The sequence below is a fragment of the Pseudomonas sp. HY13-MNA-CIBAN-0226 genome, assembly GCF_040310305.1.
In the GTDB taxonomy this organism is placed as follows: Bacteria; Pseudomonadota; Gammaproteobacteria; order Pseudomonadales; family Pseudomonadaceae; genus Aquipseudomonas; species Aquipseudomonas gregormendelii.
The window spans coordinates 89,354-108,584 of the sequence record NZ_JBEOPS010000006.1; the positions used below are offsets into that span (position 1 = coordinate 89,354).

At 60.0% G+C, this 19,231-nt stretch carries 25 protein-coding genes; 11 read left to right on the forward strand and 14 right to left on the reverse strand.

What is annotated here, in order from left to right; genetic code table 11:
• Nucleotides 1-9: 9 nt before the first annotated feature.
• From AAEZ05_RS08395 to AAEZ05_RS08420, 6 genes are all read right to left on the reverse strand, one after another.
• The gene (locus AAEZ05_RS08395) at nt 10-249 is read right to left on the reverse strand and encodes a BolA family protein (RefSeq protein ID WP_045061443.1); all 240 of its coding nucleotides are present in this window, start codon (nt 247-249) and stop codon (nt 10-12) included.
• 113 nt (nt 250-362) lie between these two features.
• Entirely contained in the window at nt 363-668 is a 306-nt protein-coding gene (locus AAEZ05_RS08400; protein ID WP_045061444.1) for an STAS domain-containing protein, read from the reverse strand.
• Nucleotides 665-1,318, reverse strand: coding sequence for an MlaC/ttg2D family ABC transporter substrate-binding protein (locus AAEZ05_RS08405; protein WP_122837517.1), 654 nt, complete (start codon nt 1,316-1,318; stop codon nt 665-667). The genes AAEZ05_RS08400 and AAEZ05_RS08405 overlap by 4 nt, the downstream gene beginning before the upstream one ends.
• A gap of 11 nt (nt 1,319-1,329) precedes the next feature.
• Nucleotides 1,330-1,797, reverse strand: coding sequence for an outer membrane lipid asymmetry maintenance protein MlaD (gene mlaD / locus AAEZ05_RS08410; protein WP_350646909.1), 468 nt, complete (start codon nt 1,795-1,797; stop codon nt 1,330-1,332).
• A complete protein-coding gene (gene mlaE, locus AAEZ05_RS08415; RefSeq protein ID WP_045061447.1) occupies nt 1,797-2,594 on the reverse strand; it encodes a lipid asymmetry maintenance ABC transporter permease subunit MlaE in 798 nt (265 codons plus the stop codon). Before mlaE ends, mlaD begins: the two co-directional genes overlap by 1 nt.
• Complete coding sequence (locus tag AAEZ05_RS08420; protein ID WP_045061448.1) at nt 2,594-3,403, reverse strand: ATP-binding cassette domain-containing protein; 810 nt, start codon at nt 3,401-3,403, stop codon at nt 2,594-2,596. Before AAEZ05_RS08420 ends, mlaE begins: the two co-directional genes overlap by 1 nt.
• A gap of 276 nt (nt 3,404-3,679) precedes the next feature.
• On the opposite strand from AAEZ05_RS08420, the gene AAEZ05_RS08425 reads away from it, so the two are divergent.
• From AAEZ05_RS08425 to AAEZ05_RS08470, 10 genes are all read left to right on the forward strand, one after another.
• The gene (locus tag AAEZ05_RS08425; protein WP_045061449.1) at nt 3,680-4,654 is read left to right on the forward strand and encodes a KpsF/GutQ family sugar-phosphate isomerase; all 975 of its coding nucleotides are present in this window, start codon (nt 3,680-3,682) and stop codon (nt 4,652-4,654) included.
• Entirely contained in the window at nt 4,654-5,178 is a 525-nt protein-coding gene (locus AAEZ05_RS08430; RefSeq protein WP_045061450.1) for a KdsC family phosphatase, read from the forward strand. The genes AAEZ05_RS08425 and AAEZ05_RS08430 overlap by 1 nt, the downstream gene beginning before the upstream one ends.
• A 7-nt stretch (nt 5,179-5,185) precedes the next feature.
• Nucleotides 5,186-5,758, forward strand: a complete 573-nt coding sequence (gene lptC / locus AAEZ05_RS08435) for an LPS export ABC transporter periplasmic protein LptC (protein WP_045061451.1) — start codon at nt 5,186-5,188, stop codon at nt 5,756-5,758.
• Nucleotides 5,745-6,293, forward strand: a complete 549-nt coding sequence (lptA, locus tag AAEZ05_RS08440; protein WP_045061452.1) for a lipopolysaccharide transport periplasmic protein LptA — start codon at nt 5,745-5,747, stop codon at nt 6,291-6,293. Before lptC ends, lptA begins: the two co-directional genes overlap by 14 nt.
• A complete protein-coding gene (gene lptB / locus AAEZ05_RS08445) occupies nt 6,293-7,018 on the forward strand; it encodes an LPS export ABC transporter ATP-binding protein (protein WP_045061453.1) in 726 nt (241 codons plus the stop codon). Before lptA ends, lptB begins: the two co-directional genes overlap by 1 nt.
• A gap of 211 nt (nt 7,019-7,229) precedes the next feature.
• Nucleotides 7,230-8,723, forward strand: coding sequence for an RNA polymerase factor sigma-54 (locus tag AAEZ05_RS08450; protein WP_045061454.1), 1,494 nt, complete (start codon nt 7,230-7,232; stop codon nt 8,721-8,723).
• Nucleotides 8,724-8,797: 74 nt separating this feature from the next.
• Nucleotides 8,798-9,106 (forward strand): ribosome hibernation-promoting factor, HPF/YfiA family, encoded by a 309-nt coding sequence (hpf, locus tag AAEZ05_RS08455; RefSeq protein WP_045061455.1) that lies wholly within the window; start codon nt 8,798-8,800, stop codon nt 9,104-9,106.
• A gap of 12 nt (nt 9,107-9,118) precedes the next feature.
• Nucleotides 9,119-9,583 (forward strand): PTS IIA-like nitrogen regulatory protein PtsN, encoded by a 465-nt coding sequence (ptsN, locus tag AAEZ05_RS08460; RefSeq protein WP_045061456.1) that lies wholly within the window; start codon nt 9,119-9,121, stop codon nt 9,581-9,583.
• A 2-nt stretch (nt 9,584-9,585) separates the two neighbouring features.
• Nucleotides 9,586-10,443: an RNase adapter RapZ gene (gene rapZ, locus AAEZ05_RS08465; RefSeq protein ID WP_122837511.1), complete on the forward strand. Its 858-nt coding sequence runs from the start codon at nt 9,586-9,588 to the stop codon at nt 10,441-10,443.
• A 15-nt stretch (nt 10,444-10,458) separates the two neighbouring features.
• The gene (locus AAEZ05_RS08470; protein ID WP_045061458.1) at nt 10,459-10,734 is read left to right on the forward strand and encodes an HPr family phosphocarrier protein; all 276 of its coding nucleotides are present in this window, start codon (nt 10,459-10,461) and stop codon (nt 10,732-10,734) included.
• Nucleotides 10,735-10,814: 80 nt separating this feature from the next.
• Here the strand turns inward: AAEZ05_RS08470 and AAEZ05_RS08475 are convergent, their stop codons facing one another.
• The 6 genes from AAEZ05_RS08475 to pmbA all read right to left on the reverse strand — a co-directional run bounded on the left by AAEZ05_RS08475 (nt 10,815) and on the right by pmbA (nt 16,121).
• Nucleotides 10,815-11,708, reverse strand: coding sequence for a ZIP family metal transporter (locus AAEZ05_RS08475; protein WP_350646910.1), 894 nt, complete (start codon nt 11,706-11,708; stop codon nt 10,815-10,817).
• Nucleotides 11,709-11,738: 30 nt separating this feature from the next.
• A complete protein-coding gene (locus AAEZ05_RS08480) occupies nt 11,739-12,350 on the reverse strand; it encodes a superoxide dismutase (RefSeq protein ID WP_350646911.1) in 612 nt (203 codons plus the stop codon).
• A 2-nt stretch (nt 12,351-12,352) separates the two neighbouring features.
• Complete coding sequence (locus AAEZ05_RS08485; RefSeq protein WP_350646912.1) at nt 12,353-12,790, reverse strand: DUF2753 family protein; 438 nt, start codon at nt 12,788-12,790, stop codon at nt 12,353-12,355.
• Nucleotides 12,791-12,817: 27 nt separating this feature from the next.
• Nucleotides 12,818-14,194, reverse strand: coding sequence for a class II fumarate hydratase (locus AAEZ05_RS08490; protein ID WP_350599041.1), 1,377 nt, complete (start codon nt 14,192-14,194; stop codon nt 12,818-12,820).
• Nucleotides 14,175-14,582, reverse strand: coding sequence for a hypothetical protein (locus AAEZ05_RS08495; protein ID WP_045061463.1), 408 nt, complete (start codon nt 14,580-14,582; stop codon nt 14,175-14,177). The genes AAEZ05_RS08490 and AAEZ05_RS08495 overlap by 20 nt, the downstream gene beginning before the upstream one ends.
• A gap of 192 nt (nt 14,583-14,774) precedes the next feature.
• A complete protein-coding gene (gene pmbA / locus AAEZ05_RS08500) occupies nt 14,775-16,121 on the reverse strand; it encodes a metalloprotease PmbA (RefSeq protein WP_350646913.1) in 1,347 nt (448 codons plus the stop codon).
• Nucleotides 16,122-16,229: 108 nt separating this feature from the next.
• Between pmbA and yjgA the strand changes: the two genes are divergently transcribed.
• Entirely contained in the window at nt 16,230-16,754 is a 525-nt protein-coding gene (gene yjgA, locus AAEZ05_RS08505) for a ribosome biogenesis factor YjgA (RefSeq protein WP_045061465.1), read from the forward strand.
• A 109-nt stretch (nt 16,755-16,863) separates the two neighbouring features.
• Here the strand turns inward: yjgA and tldD are convergent, their stop codons facing one another.
• The gene (tldD, locus tag AAEZ05_RS08510) at nt 16,864-18,306 is read right to left on the reverse strand and encodes a metalloprotease TldD (RefSeq protein WP_350646914.1); all 1,443 of its coding nucleotides are present in this window, start codon (nt 18,304-18,306) and stop codon (nt 16,864-16,866) included.
• A gap of 22 nt (nt 18,307-18,328) precedes the next feature.
• A complete protein-coding gene (locus AAEZ05_RS08515) occupies nt 18,329-19,174 on the reverse strand; it encodes a carbon-nitrogen hydrolase family protein (RefSeq protein WP_350646915.1) in 846 nt (281 codons plus the stop codon).
• Nucleotides 19,175-19,231: the final 57 nt, after the last annotated feature.

Here is a 19,231-nt window from a genome sequence, read left to right on the forward strand (position 1 = left end):
CCCTTGGGCTCAGGTGCGCTCGGCCCAGGCCGCGCTGCTGAAAAATTTCATAGTGACCGCATGGATGCTGCCATCGGTGATCCATGGGTTCAAATGGGCATAGACCTGCTGCTGACGCTTCACCGGGCTCAACGCCGCCAGTTCATCGCTAATCAGGTTCAGCTGGAAATTGCAGCCTTCGCCTTCAACTTCCACCTTCGTGTCTGGCAGCTTTCCTTCAAGGAAGCTCTTCACTTCTACGGCCTGCATGCTCAACCTCAATCGGCGCCTTGTGCGCGCGGGTCGGACATCATACAAAAAAGCCCCGCGCCTGCGAACCCCGCTAAGCAGGACTCTGACGGGGGGCTTCCCTGTAGATGCGGTTAGGGATGCGCCAATAACTCGGTCAATTCACTGACCTGAGCGATTTCGCGCATATCTTCGGGCATCGCGCGGATGCTCAGGGCCTTGCCGGCGGCCTGGGCATCTCGCATGAAGCACAGCAGCAACGACAAGCCGACACTGCTGGACTTAACCACCTGCGAACAGTCAACCACCAGCGCCGCAGCCTTGCTGGCCTTGATCAGCGCCTGGCCCTGCTTGCGCAGAACCGGGCCGCTGCGGTAATCCAGCGTACCACTGAGGTGCAGTTCGCCGGATTCATTCATCTGGACGGCCGACTCACTCATTGGGTTTGCTTCTCGGCAGCTTGCTCGGTGGTTTCCTTCGCCTTGGCAACTTCGCCGGCCCAGTTGTTGATCACCTTGTCGAGATCGTTGCCATTGCGCTGCATCGAGTCCTGGAACTGATCGCGGAACAGCTTGCCGATGTTGATGCCGTTGATGATGACGTTGCGGACTTTCCACTCGCCGTTGATTTTCTCCAGCGTGTAGGACACAGGATAGATGGAGCCACTGCTGCCCTTGACCTGCATGTCAACGCTGGTCCGGTTACCGCTTTCATCCTTGGCAGGGGAAACGGTGATGCCCTGGTTGTTATATTCGAGCAACGCATTGCCATAAAACTGCATCAGGCTGCGCTTGAAGTTTTCCTGGAAGCGCTGCATCTGCTCAGGCGAGGCCTTGCGCGAATACTTCACGGTCATGATGCTGCGGGAGATGCCGTCGGCATCGACCACCGGTCCGACAATGCCGTTCAAGGCGTTGTAGAACTCGTTAGGGTCCTGCTTGTACTTTGCCTTGTTGGCAGCCAGATCGGCCAGCAACCGGGTAGTGGTGTCCTGCACCAGATCGTGCGCCGACGGCGCCGCCACGGCGTTAGCCATCAGCGGCACAGCCGCGAGTAATACCAACAGGCCACGTCGCAAGGTAGAGATCATTCAAAAACTCCTCATTTGGCTTCTTTGCTAACGGTGTTGAGCAGGAATTTACCGATCAGGTCCTCGAGCACCAGCGACGACTGCGTATCGTGGATGGTCCCGCCATCCTTGAGCAGCGCTTCTTCACCACCAACGCTGACGCCGATGTACTTCTCGCCCAACAGCCCAGCGGTCAGGATAGATGCAGTGGAGTCCGTCGGCAGGTTATCGACGCTCTTGTCCAGCTGCATGGTCACCCGGCCGGTGAAACTGTCGCGGTCCAGATCGATCGCAGTGACCTTGCCGATGGTCACACCGGCCATGGTCACCTTAGCTCTGACCGTCAAACCGGCGATATTGTCAAAATATGCGTAAAGTTTATAAGAATCGGTTGTTGCGCTCGGGGACAGGCCACTGACCCGCAACGCAAGCAACAGCAAAGCCAGGATGCCAGCCAGCAAGAAAAGGCCGACACCGATTTCCAGGGTGCGGTTTTGCATCAGAAATCTCCAAACATCAAGGCGGTCAGAATAAAGTCCAGGCCGAGCACCGCCAACGAGGCGTATACGACGGTCTTGGTAGTGGCACGACTGATACCCTCGGAAGTGGGCTCGCAGTCATAGCCTTGGAATACGGCAATCCAGGTCACGACGAAGGCGAAGACGACACTCTTGATGATGCCATTGAGCACATCTTCAGAGAACGTCACGCTGTTCTGCATGTTCGACCAGTAGGAACCTTCATAGACTCCCAGCCAGTCGACGGCCACCCATGAACCGCCCCAGATACCCACCACGCTGAAAATCATCGCCAGCACTGGCAGGGATATGAAGCCGGCCCACAGGCGCGGGGCAATGATGTACTTGAGCGGGTCGACACCAATCATTTCCAGGCTGGACAACTGCTCGGTGGACTTCATGTTGCCAATCTCGGCCGTCAAGGCAGAGCCTGCGCGCCCGGCGAACAGCAAGGCGGTGACTACCGGCCCCAGTTCACGCAGCAGGGTCAGCGCAACCATCTGCCCGACCGCCTGCTCCGAGCCGTAGCTGGACAGGATGTTGAAACCCTGCAGCGCCAGCACCATGCCGATGAACACCCCGGAGACGACGATGATCACCAGGGACATGACGCCCACCGAATGCAATTGCCGGATCAGCAGGCCGAAGCCACCACCGATGCCGCCACGGCCGAGCAAGGCATGAAACAGGAACAAGGTCGCCCGCCCGAACACCGCGACGGCATCGATTGCCGCCGCGCCGAACCGGCGTACACGTTCTATCAGTGAAATCTTGCGCATCAAGGCTTCCCCAGAAGATCTGCGCGGTAATCCGTCGCTGGAAAGTGGTACGCGACCGGGCCATCAGGTTCGCCCGTCATGAACTGGCGGATCCGCGGATCGTCCGAGTTCATCAGCTCGTCCGGCGTGCCCTGCCCCAAAACCTGCGCCTCACCCACTACATAGATGTAGTCGGCGATGCTCGCGGTCTCTGCCAGGTCGTGGGAAACCACAATACTGGTGATACCCAGCGCATCGTTGAGCAGGCGGATCAGGCGCACCAGCACGCCCATGGCGATCGGGTCCTGCCCGACAAAGGGCTCGTCGTACATGAGGATCTGCGGATCAAGGGCAATGGCCCGCGCGAGCGCGACACGCCGCTTCATGCCACCGGACAGTTCGTCGGGCATCAGGTCGATCGCGCCGCGCAAGCCTACGGCCTGCAACTTGAGCAGGACGATATCCCGGATCATTTCCTCCGGAAGCTGGGTGTGCACACGCAATGGGAAAGCCACGTTCTCGAACACGTCGAGGTCGGTGAACAGCGCACCGCTCTGGAACAGCACGCCCATATGCTTGCGAGCGTCGAACAGATCGCTTCGAGACAGCTTCGGCAGGTTCTGGCCGTTAACCCAGACTTCGCCGGCAGTCGGCCGCAACTGTGCGCCCATCAGGCGCAACAGCGTGGTCTTGCCGCACCCTGAAGGCCCCATGATGCCGGTGACCTTGCCCCGTGGAATACGGATATCGACGTTATTGAAAATGCTGCGCGCACCGCGCTTGAAGGTCAGTCCCTTCAGCTCGACCGCGTAGGCGTTATCGGCACTCATCTAAACTCCTTGCGATGCAGCCTCACACTCGGACGCCTGTCTTTCTGGCGAAAGCACATTCACCGTGGGCAGGCCGAACTGGCGGCGAACTATATCACTGCAAGGGCTTGGCGCCCAAGGCTAAAGCCGGGCGATGTTCAGCTGCACGACAGGTCAAAAGACTCCCAGCGAGAGGATTACGTAACAGGGAATGACAAAGCACGACGAACTAGCGTGAGGGTTTCGATCATAACCGCTATAATCGCCGCCTTTTCATCAGGCTATACGATTTCCGACATGAGCCAATCCAGCGACCTAATTCAATCGGCACAACGCACCATCCGTCTCGAACTGGAAGCTGTACAAGGCTTGCTTCCACGCATCGACGCAGATTTCGTACGCGCGTGCGAGATGATTCTGGCAAGCAAGGGCCGCGTGGTCGTGGTCGGCATGGGAAAATCGGGGCATATCGGCACCAAGATCGCCGCCACCCTGGCCAGCACCGGGACCACGGCGTTTTTCGTCCACCCGGCCGAAGCCAGCCACGGCGACATGGGCATGATTACCCGGGACGACATCATCCTGGCCCTGTCCAACTCCGGCTCGACCACTGAAATCGTAACCCTGCTGCCGCTGATCAAGCGCCTGGGCATCCAGTTGATCAGCATGACTGGCAACCCTGACTCGACCCTGGCCAAGGCCGCCGAAGTCAATCTCGACGTGCAAGTCGAGCATGAAGCCTGCCCGCTGAACCTGGCGCCCACCTCTTCCACCACTGCGGCACTGGTCATGGGCGACGCACTGGCCGTCGCGCTGCTGGAAGCGCGTGGCTTCACGGCGGAAGATTTCGCTTTTTCCCACCCGGGTGGTGCACTTGGTCGTCGCCTGCTGCTCAAGGTCGAGAACGTCATGCATGCCGGCGACGCCCTGCCCCGGGTCCAGCGTGGCACCCTGCTCAAGGACGCGCTGATGGAAATGACTCGCAAGGGCCTGGGCATGACCGCGATACTGGAGGCCGACGGCAAACTCGCCGGGATCTTCACCGACGGTGACTTGCGCCGCACCCTGGACCGCGCCATCGACATTCATCACGCCACCATCGACCAGGTCATGACCCTTCACGGCAAGACCGCGCGGGCTGAGATGCTCGCCGCCGAAGCCTTGAAGATCATGGAAGACAACCGAATTAACGCTCTCGTAGTGGTGGACGATGAGGATCGCCCGATCGGCGCCTTCAACCTCTCCGACCTGCTGCGCGCAGGAGTCATGTAATGAGCAACGATCTGCTGCAACGTGGCAAGAATATCAAGCTGGCAATCTTTGATGTCGACGGAGTGCTCACTGATGGGCGCCTGTACTTTCTCGAAGACGGCAGTGAATTCAAGACTTTTAACACCCTCGACGGCCAAGGCATCAAGATGTTGATGGCAGCCGGCGTTCAGACCGCTATCATCAGCGGTCGCAAGACCCCGGTGGTTGAGCGTCGGGCGAAAAACCTCGGCATTCCCCATCTGTACCAGGGGCGCGAAGACAAACTGGTGGTGCTGGACGAACTTCTTGGCGAACTAGGCCTAAGCTATGAGCAAGTCGCCTACCTCGGCGACGACTTGCCTGACCTGCCGGTGATACGCCGCGTTGGCCTGGGCATGGCGGTGGCCAATGCGGCCAGCTTCGTGCGTGAACATGCCGACGGCATCACCCAGGCCCGCGGAGGCGAAGGTGCTGCCCGCGAGTTCTGCGAATTGATCCTGCGCGCCCAGGGCCGCCTCGATGCGGCAAACGCCGCGTACCTGTGAGCCAACTATGCTGAGCAAAAAGTTTCGCAACATACTGCTGTTCGGTTGCATCGCCGCGATTTTTGCTGCGGTCGGCTACTGGAACATCAGCCCTGAACGCTTTCTCGACAAGCCGACCGTGGCCGTCGATGAGACGGCGATCGACTATTACGCCCTGAACGCCCACAGCGTGCAGTTCCTGCCCGATGGCAAGCTGCAGTACGAGATGACGTCGGACAAGGTCGAACACCTTAAAGCCACTGAAGTGACGCTGCTGACCAACCCGGACCTGAACATGTTCCGCGGCACCGAGTTTCCCTGGCATGTACAGAGCGAACGCGGTGAAGTGAATCCGGATGGTACGGAAGTGGAACTGATCGACTCGGTGCGTATCACACGTTTCGACGAGAAAAACCGCAAGACGCTGATTACCACCACCCGTATGACCGTGTTCCCGAAGCAGCAATATGCGCAGACGGAGCAACCCGTTAGAATCGACGGCGCCGGTGGCGTGTCGACTGGCACGGGAATGAAAGCGTATTTGAAAGAAAGCAGGATACACCTGCTATCGAACGTAAGAGGACAGTATGAGGCTCGTTAAAACCCTCCCTATTTTGCTCAGCCTGGGCGCAGCACTGGGAAGCGTGAGCGCCTGGGCTCTGCCGAACGATCAAGAGCAGCCTATCCGCATTCAGGCCGACGACGCCCAACTGGACGACAAGAACGGCATCGCCACCTACAAAGGCGACGTCATCATCACCCAGGGCTCCATGAAGGTGACCGGTAACACCGTGACCATCACTCGCACCCCGGCAGGCGACATCGACGTGGTGACTTCCGTGGGCAACCTGGCTTACTTCGAGCAATTGCAGACCCAGGGCGACGCCAAGCCTGTCCAGGGCTATGGCGTCACGATCCAGTATCACGCCTCGCAGAACCGCGTCGTGCTGATCGATCGAGCCAAGGTCATCGACAAGGACAACAACGTCACCCAGGGCGAGAAAATCGTCTACGACACCGTGAAGAAGCTGGCAAGCGCCGGTCGCGCCACGGGCAACAAGGTGACCGAGTCGCGCCCGCGAATCGACATGGTTATCCAGCCTAAAAAGAAAACCGACGAGCAGAAGGCCCAGTAATGGCAACTCTGAAAGCTCAGCATCTGGCCAAGAGTTACAAGAGCCGCCAGGTCGTGCGTGACGTCAGCCTGTCCATCGACAGCGGTCAGATCGTCGGGCTTCTTGGCCCCAACGGCGCCGGCAAGACCACTTGCTTCTACATGATCGTCGGCCTGGTGCAGGCTGATCAGGGCCGCGTGCTGATCGACGACCTGGATGTCAGTCACCAGCCCATGCACGGCCGCGCCAAGGCAGGTATTGGCTATCTTCCGCAAGAAGCGTCGATCTTCCGCAAACTGTCGGTGGCCGATAACATCATGGCCATCCTCGAGACCCGCAAGGAACTCGACAAGGCCGGGCGCCGCAAGGAGCTGGAGAGCCTGCTGCAGGAATTCCACATCAGCCACATCCGCGACAACCTCGGCATGAGCCTGTCGGGCGGCGAGCGACGCCGTGTGGAAATTGCCCGGGCGCTGGCCACCAACCCGAAGTTCATCCTCCTCGATGAACCTTTCGCCGGCGTGGACCCGATCTCGGTTGGCGATATCAAGCAGATTATCCATCACCTGAAGGCCAAGGGCATTGGTGTACTCATCACCGACCACAACGTCCGCGAAACCCTGGATATCTGCGAAACAGCCTACATCGTCAACGATGGCCAGCTGATTGCCGAGGGCGACTCCGCGACCATCCTGGCCAACGACCTGGTCAAGGAAGTGTATCTGGGCCATGAGTTCCGCCTGTAAGCGCTGAGGTGCCTGCCCAGTCGCGCGAGCGCTGAGGTGCCTGCCCAGTCGCGCGAGCGCTTGTCACTTTGAAAAATCAATACTTTTTTATTGTTACAGCGCTCTAGGCAAACACTGCAAAATCGGGCATATAATTTGCTTACGTTTGGCGCTTCGGCGCCCTGTAGTGGATGGCGCATGCGCGCCGGCGAATAAGGTTTAAGCCCCTGCCATGAAACCATCGCTAGTCTTGAGAATGGGCCAGCAGCTGACGATGACACCTCAGCTGCAACAGGCCATCCGCCTGCTCCAATTGTCGACCCTGGACCTGCAGCAGGAAATCCAGGAGGCGCTGGAGTCCAACCCGATGCTCGAACGCCAGGAAGACGGCGACGACTTCGACAACGCCGATCCCTTGGCCGACAAAGCCGAGCAGCAGCCCAACGCCGATGTTTCGGAGCCCTCCTATCAGGAGACCGCGCCAACGGTCGACAACCTTGAGGAAGGCGACTGGAACGAGCGCATTCCCAACGAGCTGCCGGTCGATACTGCATGGGAAGACGTCTACCAGACCAGCGCCAGCAGCCTGCCCAGCAACGATGATGACGAGTGGGACTTCACCACCCGCACGTCGGCCGGTGAAAGCCTGCAAAGCCACCTGCTGTGGCAGCTCAACCTCGCCCCGATGTCCGACACTGACCGCCTGATCGCCGTCACCCTGATCGACTGCATCAACAATCAGGGCTACCTGGACGAAACCCTCGAGGAAATTCTCGAAGCCTTCGACCCGGAACTGGACATCGAGCTGGACGAAATCGAAGCCGTCCTGCACCGCATCCAGCAATTCGAACCGGCCGGTATCGCTGCCCGAAACCTCGGCGAATGCCTGTTGCTGCAATTGCGCCAGTTGCCCGCCAAGACCCTCTGGCTCGCAGAAGCCAAGCGCCTGGTCACGGACTACATCGACCTGCTGGGCAGCCGCGACTACAGCCAGCTGATGCGCCGCATGAAGCTCAAGGAAGATGAACTGCGCCAGGTGATCGAACTGGTGCAGAGCCTCAACCCGCGACCCGGCTCGCAGATCGAGTCCAGCGAGGCCGAATACGTGGTCCCGGACGTGATCGTGCGCAAGGACAACGAGCGCTGGCTGGTGGAACTCAACCAGGAGTCGGTGCCCAAATTGCGGGTCAACGCCCAGTACGCCGGGTTTGTGCGTCGCGCTGACACCAGCGCGGACAACACCTTCATGCGCAATCAGTTGCAGGAAGCCCGCTGGTTCATCAAGAGCCTGCAGAGCCGCAACGAAACCCTGATGAAAGTTGCCACCCAGATCGTCGAGCATCAACGGGGTTTTCTGGAGTACGGCGACGAAGCCATGAAGCCGCTGGTACTGCATGACATCGCCGAAGCCGTCGGCATGCACGAATCGACGATTTCCCGGGTGACCACGCAAAAATTCATGCATACCCCACGGGGTATTTATGAACTGAAATACTTTTTCTCAAGTCACGTCAGCACCTCGGAAGGCGGTGAATGCTCGTCCACGGCGATCCGCGCGATCATCAAAAAACTGGTTGCAGCGGAAAATCAGAAAAAGCCGTTGAGTGACAGCAAGATCGCTGGTTTACTGGAGGCACAAGGCATTCAGGTGGCTCGCCGCACCGTCGCCAAGTACCGCGAATCCCTTGGGATCGCGCCTTCGAGCGAACGCAAGCGGTTGATGTAAAGCCACGCCACAGCGTTCCAGTGGTAGACCATCGGGTCTACCGCTTTATGCACTGGCAACGAAGGAGAAGCTGTATGCAAGTCAACATCAGTGGACACCAACTGGAAGTGACCGAACCCCTGCGCACCTACATCGGCGAAAAACTCGCCCGATTGGAAAGGCATTTCGACAAGATAACCAACGTGCAAGTCACGATGACCGTCGAGAAGCTGCTGCAGAAAATCGAAGCCACGCTGCATATCCCCGGCGGAGAAGTGGTCGCCAATGCCGAGCATACGGACATGTATGCCGCCATCGACCTGCTGACCGACAAGCTGGATCGCCAACTCAAAAAGCATAAGGAAAAGACCCAGAGCCTCCTCCAGGGCGCAACCGGTCGTTAACACTCCCAACTCATGATCCGACTTGAAAGCATCCTGACCCCCGGCCGTTCCCTCGTGAACGTGCCGGGCGGCAGTAAAAAGAAAGCCCTCGAACAAATTGCCAACCTAATCCATCGCGAAGTGCCGGATATGGAGATGCAAGATGTCTTTGAGGCCCTGATCGCCCGTGAAAAACTCGGCTCGACCGGTTTTGGCAACGGCATCGCCATCCCCCACTGTCGCCTCAAGGGCTGTACCTCGCCGGTCAGCGCCCTGATGCACCTCGACGCCCCTATTGATTTCGACGCCATCGACGGTGCTCCGGTTGACCTGCTGTTCGTGTTGCTGGTCCCGGAAGCCGCCACCGATGCGCACCTGGAGCTTTTGCGCCAGATTGCCAGCATGCTTGATCGCAAGGAAGTGCGCGAAAAATTGCGCAGCGCCCCGAGCAATGAAGCCTTGTACCAGGTTGTCCTGGACGAGCAGAACGGTCATTAATCATGCGCTTGATCATTGTCAGCGGCCGCTCCGGCTCAGGTAAAAGTACCGCGCTCGATGTCCTTGAAGACAGCGGGTACTACTGCATCGACAACTTGCCCGCCGGGCTTTTGCCCGAGCTGGCCGAACGAGCACTGATCCACACCGAGCTCGCGCAACCGCTGGTGGCCGTGTCGATTGACGCGCGCAACCTGCCAAGCCACCTGTCCCGTTTTCCGGAATTGCTGGAGGAAGTGCGCAGCCGTCACATCAAGTGTGACGTGCTGTACCTGGACGCCGACGAAGAAACCCTGCTCAAGCGGTTTTCCGAAACCCGTCGCCGCCATCCGCTGAGCAATGCCAATCGCTCGCTCGCCGAGGCAATTCAGGACGAGTCCAATCTGCTGGGTCCGATTGCCGACCTGGCTGACCTCAAGGTCAACACCACCAACCTGAACCTGTACCAGTTGCGCGATACCATCAAGCTGCGGCTGTTGAACCAGCCTGAGCCTGGCACCGCGTTCCTGGTGGAGTCTTTCGGCTTCAAGCGGGGCATGCCTGTGGATGCCGACCTGGTGTTCGACGTGCGCTGCCTGCCCAACCCTTATTGGAAACCAGAGTTGCGCGAGCAATCCGGGCTCGATCAACCGGTAGCCGACTACCTGGCCGCGCAACCGGACGTCGAGGAAATGTTCCAGGACATCTCCACCTACCTGCTCAAATGGCTTCCACGCTTTGCTGCCAGCAACCGCGCGTATGTCACCATAGCCATTGGCTGCACCGGCGGGCATCACCGCTCCGTCTACCTGACCGAACGTCTGGGCCAGGTTCTGCAACAATCCCTGAAGAACGTCCAGGTCCGCCACCGCGACCTCAGCTAAAGGATTCACATCGCGATGCCTGCTCTGGAAATTGAAATCATCAACAAGCTGGGCCTGCATGCCCGCGCGTCGGCGAAATTTGTCGGGGTCGCAGGAAAGTTCAAGGATTGCACCATCAGGGTAGGACGAACGCCGGAAACCACGGTGGACGGCAAGAGCATCATGGCAATGATGATGCTGGCGGCTGGCAAGGGCACCAAGATCCATTTGAGTACCGAAGGCGAAGAGGCGGACGAAGCGCTGGATGCGCTGGTAGCGTTGATCAACAACTACTTCGACGAAGGCGAGTAAAGAACAAGGTCAAGATCAAAAGATCGCAGCCTGCGGCAGCGCCTGCAGGGGTACACGAACCCTGTGCGATCTTTTGATTTTCAAGCCAGCGCCGTATCCATCACCATCATCAAGCAAAACCCAATCAGCAACCCCAGGCTCGCCAGCTTGTCGTGACCGTGACGTCGCGACTCGGGGATCACTTCGTGCGTAACCACCAGCAACATGGCCCCGGCCGCCAGTGCCAGCCCAAGCGGCAATAGCAGTTCGGCCAAGCTCACCAGCCACGCACACAGCAGCGCAAAAACCGGCTCGACCAACCCTGAAGCGGCACCGATCAGGAATGCCCTGACCCTCGACATCCCCGCCCCCGCCAACACCAGCGCAATCACCAGCCCTTCCGGCACATCCTGCAGCGCAATACCCATCGCCAGGCTATCGGCATCAGGCATGCCGCCCCCGGCTGACACGCCGACCGCCATGCCTTCGGGAATGTTGTGGGCAATGATGGCAAACACGAACAGCCAGATCCTCGGCGCAATCGCCGGCCCTTCCTGCGCGCCTGCCAGCATTTCCGGGCAGGCCCCGGAGACCTTGCGGTCCACCAGATACAAACCCAAAGCGCCAAGCATGATACCAAGGCTGATCAGGCCACTGGCGACCCAAGGCTTAAGCCCGAGGCTCTGCGCGGCGGAGATCCCAGGCACGATCAGCGAAAACGCCGTCGCCGCCAACATGACCCCCGCGCCGAAACCTAACAGCGTATCGCTGACGGCTTGCGGCATGCGGCGAATCACCAGCACCGGCACCGCGCCCAGCGCCGTACCCAGTGCGCAGATCGCCCCACCCTGCAATGCACGCAGCAGTTTCGGTTCAAGATCCAGCCACGCCAGCCCTTGGGCGACCAGCAAGGACATACCCGCCAGCAATAACAGCGATCCGAATGCGTAACGAAACATCCGCCCACTTCCGATCGCCAGCGTTTCAGTGCCCATAATCAGCCTTGGTGGTTTTTCATTGGAGATTCAACCCTGGGCCGCCTTGTAGCGCGCCGCCACTTCAAGCCAATTGATTACGTTGTAGAACGCGTTGACGTATTCCGGGCGACGGTTCTGGTACTGCAGGTAGTAGGCGTGCTCCCACACGTCCAGGCCAAGGATGGGCGTGTTGCCATTCATGAGCGGACTGTCCTGATTGCCGCTGCTTTCCACCACCAGTTTTTTCTGCGGGGTCACACTCAGCCATGCCCAGCCACTGCCAAAACGGGTCAGCGCAGCCTTGGTGAACGCCTCCTTGAAACTGTCGAGCCCGCCCAGTTGCTCGTCGATTGCCTGGGCCAACGCGCCGTCAGGGGCGCCGCCACCGTGCGGGGCCATGACTTCCCAAAACAGCGAATGGTTGGCATGACCACCGCCCTGGTTGATAACGGCGGCACGCAGTTTTTCCGGCAGCTGCTGGACGGCCGCCACCAGCTCTTCCACGGTCCATTCGGCGAATTCGGTGCCTTCGACGGCCGCGTTCAGATTATTGATATAGGTCTGGTGGTGCTTGGTGTAGTGGATCTCCATGGTCTTGGCATCAATGTGCGGTTCCAGGGCATCGTAGGCGTAGGGCAAGTCAGGCAGGGTAAAGGCCATGTTCAGTGAACTCCATGATGAAGAGGCGCAGGACGGTAGGCAGTTGGAACGTCGATGTGCAGCAGGCGGTGGGTCCGTGGGTATTCACCGTGTTCGCTGATGAAATTCAGCAGCTCGACATAGGTCTTGCTGCTCTGGCGCAGCGCAGCTTCGCGCAACGCTGGCGCCAGTCGCGTGTCCTGCATGGCCTGCAGCAACCGCTGGTGGATGGCACACAGGTATTCGGCGCTCTCCTCCGGCTGATTGAGCCGCAGGTGCAGGTCTGCCAGGTTGTGATGGGAGATGACGCAGGCTGCCACCGCTTGGTCAGCATCCGCCCAGCGCTCGAACAACACCTGGGCCAGCGCCAATGCCTGCAAGTAAGCCTCGCGCGCATCGACCAGTTCGCCCTGCATGAAACAGCGATTTGCTCTTTCGATCGTGCGTTTCCAGTGCTCCATGGTGAGCCTCCAAAACGGTAGCGGTGGTTACACGCCGCCTGCAGTGAGCTTTACCGGGTCAAGCAAAAGCTCGAGCTGGCTGCGCGTCAGGTCAGTGTGTTCAAGGGCGACATCAATCACCGGGCGGCCTTGCTGATAGGCCTTCTTGGCAATTTCAGCGGCTTTCTGGTAGCCAATGATCGGGTTCAGGGCCGTGACCAGGATCGGGTTGCGCGACAGCGCTTCCTTGAGCCTGGCTTCGTTGACCTTGAAGCTGGCAATGGCTTTTTCACCCAGCAGATGGCTGGAATTGGCCAGCAATTCGATGCTGCTCAGCAGGTTCTGGGCGATGATCGGCAACATCACGTTGAGCTCGAAATTGCCCGACTGACCGGCGATGGTGATGACCGTGTCGTTGCCGATCACTTGGGCGGCAACCATGGCGGTGGCTTCCGGTATGACCGGATTGACCTTGCCAGGCATGATCGAGGAGCCCGGCTGCAGCGCCTCGAGTTCGATTTCACCGAGACCGGCCAAAGGGCCGGAGTTCATCCAGCGCAGGTCGTTGGCGATCTTCATCAAGGTCACGGCGGTGGCTTTCAACTGGCCGGAAACACTGACGGCCGTATCTTGCGAGCCAATAAGCGCAAACAGATCCTGGCCCGGGGTGAACTCCACCAGGGTCAACTTGCTCAACTGTTCGCTGAAACGTACCGCGAATTCGGGATGGGCGTTGACCCCGGTGCCCACCGCCGTGCCGCCTTGAGCCACGGATTGCAGGCTCGGCAGCAAATCCTGCAGGTGCCCGACGTTGGCCTTGAGTTGCTGGGCCCAACCGTTGAGCACCTGGCTCATGCGCACCGGCATGGCATCCATGAGGTGCGTGCGACCGGTCTTGACGTGGTGGTGAACCTCTTCGGCCTTGCGCTCGATCACCTGCACCAGGCGGGTCAATGCCGGCAACAGTTGCTCATGCAGCGCCAGGGCAGCGCTGACATGGATCGTGGTCGGGATGATGTCATTGCTGCTCTGGCCGCAGTTGACATGGTCGTTGGGATTGACCGGCTCACCGAGCAGACGGCTGGCCAGGGTGGCGAGCACTTCATTGGCGTTCATGTTGGAACTGGTGCCCGAGCCGGTCTGGAAGATATCCACCGGGAAGTGCTGCATGAAGTCGCCCTCAAGCAAGCCTTGCGCCGCATCGACAATGGCTTTGCCCTGGGACTCGCTGATCTGCTTGAGCTCGACGTTGGCGCGGGCCGCTGCAGCTTTGGCGAGGATCAATGCACGGATGAACTGCACCGGCATCGGCTTGCCGCTGATGGGGAAGTTGTCCACTGCGCGCTGGGTTTGCGCGCCGTACAGGGCGTCTACCGGGACGTTCAATTCGCCCATGCTGTCGCGCTCAATACGTGTCTTGTTCATCAGAAAATCCTTGCACCAGTTCGTCTAGAGGAATGGAGGGCTGCAACTCGCAGGTGGCCAGTTGCCAGGTGTAGCGTTGCCAGCGCTTGAGGCGGCATTTACACAAGGAGAGGCGTTCCAGGTCGCGCAGAGGACGCCAGGCCTGGTCAAGGCACAAGCTGCGCCAGTGCCAGGGCAGTGCGACGTCGGCGGCGGTATCAAGCAGCAAACGGAAAGAGGTTTCGGCTATGGTCCAGGGAGAAGTGGCCGTGCAACACGCCAGGTACCGGCCTTCGGCCAGGTAGTGCTCAATCAGGCGCGGCTCGTCAGGGTCCATTGCGCAACGGATCTGGCGACTCATCCAGCGCCAGCTTTCTTGATAGGGCTGCTCGTGCAAGGCAGAACTCATGATCCGGGCTCATTCGGTAATGAGATTTATTATTATATGATAATGATAACCAACACAACCCCGAGATCCCGGATATCCCTCTGGGGAGCAAAGCTTGCTCCAACAGGCGTGCTTTACCTGCCGTGATATGCAGGCGAAAAAAAAGCACGCCATCCGGTTGGGTGGCGTGCCTTTAGTGTTGCAGCAAAAATATCAGCTGCCTGCGACGGTCATCCGCTCGATCAGCACCGACCCCGTGCGAATATTGCTGCGCAGTTCCAGGTCATTGCCCACGGCAACGATCTGCTTGAACATGTCGCGCATGTTGCCGGCGATGGTCACTTCCTGGACCGCAAACTGGATTTCGCCGTTTTCAACCCAGTAGCCGGCAGCACCGCGGGAATAGTCGCCAGTGACCATGTTCAGGCCCTGCCCCATCAACTCGGTTACCAGCAGGCCGCGGCCCATGCGGCGCAACAAGGCTGCCTGGTCTTCGTCGCCATGGGTGACGAACAGGTTGTGCACGCCGCCGGCGTTGGCGGTGCTCGGCATCCCCAGCTTGCGACCGGAATAGGTGCCAAGGATGTACGACACCAGCTCGCCCTTCTCGACGAACGGCTTGGCATAGGTCGCGAGGCCATCGCCGTCGAACGCCGAACTGCCCATGGCGCGCATCAGGTGTGGACGCTCGTCGATGGTCAGCCATTGCGGGAACAGTTGCTGCCCCAAGGTGCCTTCCAAAAATGAAGATTTGCGATACAGGCTGCCGCCGGAGATCGCCGAAAGGAAACTGCCGAACAAGCCACCGGCAAGTTCGGCGGAGAACAGTACCGGCACTTCACAGGTTGGCACCGGGCGCGCGCCCAACCGGCTGGCAGCCCGCTGCGCGGCACGCTGGCCAATGCTCACCGGATCGGCCAGCAAATTGCCCTGGCGGCTGACGTCATACCAGTAATCGCGCTGCATCTGGCCATCGGCCTCGGCGATCATCACGCAGCTCAGGCTGTGGCGGGTCGATGCATAACCGCCAATGAACCCGTGGCTGTTGCCATAGACTCGGCAGCCCTGATGCGTGCTGACGGTGGTACCGTCGGCGTTCTTGATCCGGCTGTCGGTTGCAAACGCCGCCGCTTCACAGCTAAGGGCCATCTCGATGGCCTGCTCCGGGGTAATGTCCCACTGGTGGAACAGGTCGAAATCCTTCAGGTCCTTGGCCATCAGCGCAGCATCTGCCAGGCCCGAGGCTTCGTCTTCGGAGGTGTGCTTGGCAATTGCCAGTGCGGCGGCCACGGTTTCCCGGATCGCCTCTGGCCCACTGGCCGATGTGCTGGCCGAGCCTTTGCGCTGACCGACGTACAAAGTGATGCCAAAGCCCTGGTCGCGGTTGAACTCAACAGTCTCGACCTCACGCTGGCGCACCGAAGTCGACAGGCCCTGCTCCAGGGATACTGCTACTTCACAGGCACTGGCGCCCTGGCGCTTGGCTTCAGCAATGATCTGCTCGACTTGTTCCTGCAGTGCCGGCAACGCTTGCGGGCCGACGCTTTCAACTGCACTCATGCTGTTCTCCACTCAAATTCTGCTTTCGGCGAGGGTCATCGAGCGACCGGGCCGGACAAGCGGCCCCCGACTGGTTATCATGGCGGCGTTTCTTTGCGGACGGCCACCATGGTTGATTCTTACGACGACTCCCTCGATACGGGAGAAAAAAGCAAATCCCAGGTTAAACGCGAGCTGCATGCTCTGGTTGACCTTGGCGAGCGCCTTACAACACTCAAGCCTGACTTGCTGGCAAAACTGCCGTTGACCGACGCCATGCGCCGGGCACTGGCCGATGCGCCCAAGCACACCGCGAATATCGCGCGTAAACGGCACCTGATGTTCATCGGCAAACTGATGCGCGACCAGGACACTGACGCCATTCTTGTTCTGCTCGATCAACTCGATGCCTCCACCCGGCAGTACAACGAACGTTTCCATGGCCTGGAACGCTGGCGCGATCGCTTGATCGCGGGCGACGATGCGGTCCTGGAGAAGTTCGTGCTCGACTACCCGGAGGCTGATCGCCAGCAGTTGCGCTCCCTGATCCGTCAGGCCCAGCACGAACTGGCGACCAACAAGCCGCCGGCATCGAGCCGTAAAATCTTCAAGTACATCCGTGAGCTGGACGAGACTCAACGCGGTTTGCGTTAAGTAGCGCACAACCCATCCGAGGTAGGAGCTGCCAAAGGCGGCGATCTTTTGATCTTGTAAAAGCAAAAGATCGCAGCCTGCGGCAGCTCCTGCACGGAACACGTGTTCCTTACGATCCTGTGCCACCCACAGTGATTGCATCAATCTTCAGCGTTGGCTGGCCGACACCGACCGGCACCGACTGCCCATCCTTGCCACAGGTTCCGACGCCGCTGTCCAGCGACAGGTCGTTGCCGACCATCGACACCTTGCTCATCGCCTCCGGCCCGTTACCGATCAGGGTTGCGCCTTTGACCGGCGCGGTAATCTTGCCGTCCTCGATCAGGTACGCCTCGCTGGTGGAGAACACAAACTTGCCACTGGTGATGTCGACCTGGCCACCGCCGAGGTTGGCGCAGTAGATGCCGCGTTTCACCGAGGCAATGATCTCCTGCGGATCACTCTCGCCTGCCAGCATGTAGGTATTGGTCATGCGCGGCATCGGCAGGTGCGCGTAGGATTCACGTCGACCGTTGCCAGTGCGGGCCACGCCCATCAGGCGCGCGTTGAACTTGTCCTGCATGTAGCCCTTGAGCACGCCGTTTTCAATCAACGTGGTGCACTCGGTCGGAGTGCCTTCATCGTCGACGCTCAGCGAGCCGCGACGACCGGCCAGCGTGCCGTCATCGACGATGGTGCACAGCTTGGAGGCAACCATCTCGCCCATACGTCCGCTGTAGGCGGAGCTGCCCTTGCGATTGAAGTCGCCTTCCAGGCCGTGACCAACCGCCTCGTGCAGCAACACACCGGACCAGCCCGAGCCCAGTACGACCGGCAAGGTGCCGGCCGGTGCCGGAATGGCTTCCAGGTTCACCAGCGCCTGACGCAGCGCTTCGCGGGCGTAGCCCATGGCGCGGTCATCACTGAGGAAATAACGGTAGTCGGTACGACCGCCGCCGCCATGGCCACCGCGCTCGCGGCGACCGTTCTGTTCGACGATCACGCTGACGTTGAAGCGCACCAGTGGACGCACATCCGCTGCCAGGCTGCCGTCGGTGGAAGCCACCAGAATGCGCTCCCACACACCGGCCATGCTCACGGTGACTTGCTGGATGCGCGGATCGAGAGCACGGGTTGCGACGTCGATGCGCTTGAGCAACTCGACTTTCTCGGCACGGCTCATCACTTCCAGCGGGTTATCCGGCCCGTACAACTGGGCGACGTCCTGGGTAGTAAAAGCCTGCACGCTGCCATTCTGGCCGGCACGGGAGATCGAACGCGCGGCACGGGCCGCTGCGCCCAAGGCTTCGAGGGTGATGGCGTTGCTGTAGGCAAAGCCGGTTTTTTCACCGGACTGCGCGCGCACGCCGACGCCCTGGTCGAGGTTGAAGCTGCCTTCCTTGACGATGCCGTCTTCCAGTGCCCAGGACTCGGAGATCTGTCCCTGGAAGTACAGGTCGGCGGCATCGATGCCCGGGCCGGCGAGATCGCCGAGCACACCTTGCAGGCTCTCGATGGTTACGCCGCCAGGTGCCAGGAGGTGTTCACTGACTGAGGACAACAACTCGCTCATATGCTTTGCGCCTTAAATTCGTTCATTGCGAGGCAGGTCGCTGTGCGCCCTGCGAGAAAAAGCGCCGGTGACTGGACACCGGCATCCGCGCCCTGATGGACGCCTGTTCGCTACTATCGCGCTCGGCCAGCAGCACGGCCTCGCCTTGATCCTGCTGGGCCAGCACACGCCCCCAAGGATCGATGATGGCGGCGTGCCCCCAGGTTTCGCGCGGTCCCGGATGAGTTCCACCCTGGGCTGCCGCGAGCACGTAACACTGTGTCTCGATGGCCCGTGCGCGAATCAGCACCTCCCAGTGCGCCGCGCCCGTCACCGCAGTGAAGGCTGAAGGTGCGGTAATCAACTCCGCGCCGGCAGCCCGCAATTCGCTGTACAGCTCTGGAAAACGCAGGTCATAACACACCGTCAGGCCGACCCGGCCGACTGGCGTATCCGCTACCACGACACCACTGCCATAAGCATAGTCATCGGATTCGCGATAACGCCCGCGGTTGTCTGCCACATCCACATCGAACAGGTGCAGCTTGTCGTAGCGCGCCACCGTCTCGCCCTGTTCATTGACCAGCAACGAGCAGGCGTGCACCTTGGCCGTCGGCTGATCCACCGGCGGCAGCGGCAACGTGCCGGCCACTATCCATAACTTGAGGTCGAGGGCGGTCTGTTTCAACCATGGCAGGATCGGACCTTCGCCCAACGCCTCGGCGCGCCCGATGTCAGCGATATCACGGCGGCCCATGGCGGCGAAGTTTTCTGGCAGCACGGCGAGGCGCGCGCCAGCTGCGGCGGCCTCTTCGAGCAAGCGGCGGGCCTGGGCCAGATTGGCCAGCACATCGCTTTGGCTGACCATTTGAATCACCGCAAATGACATGACGTATTCCTATCGTGAAATCGAAACATACCCCGTAGGAGCTGCCGCAGGCTGCGA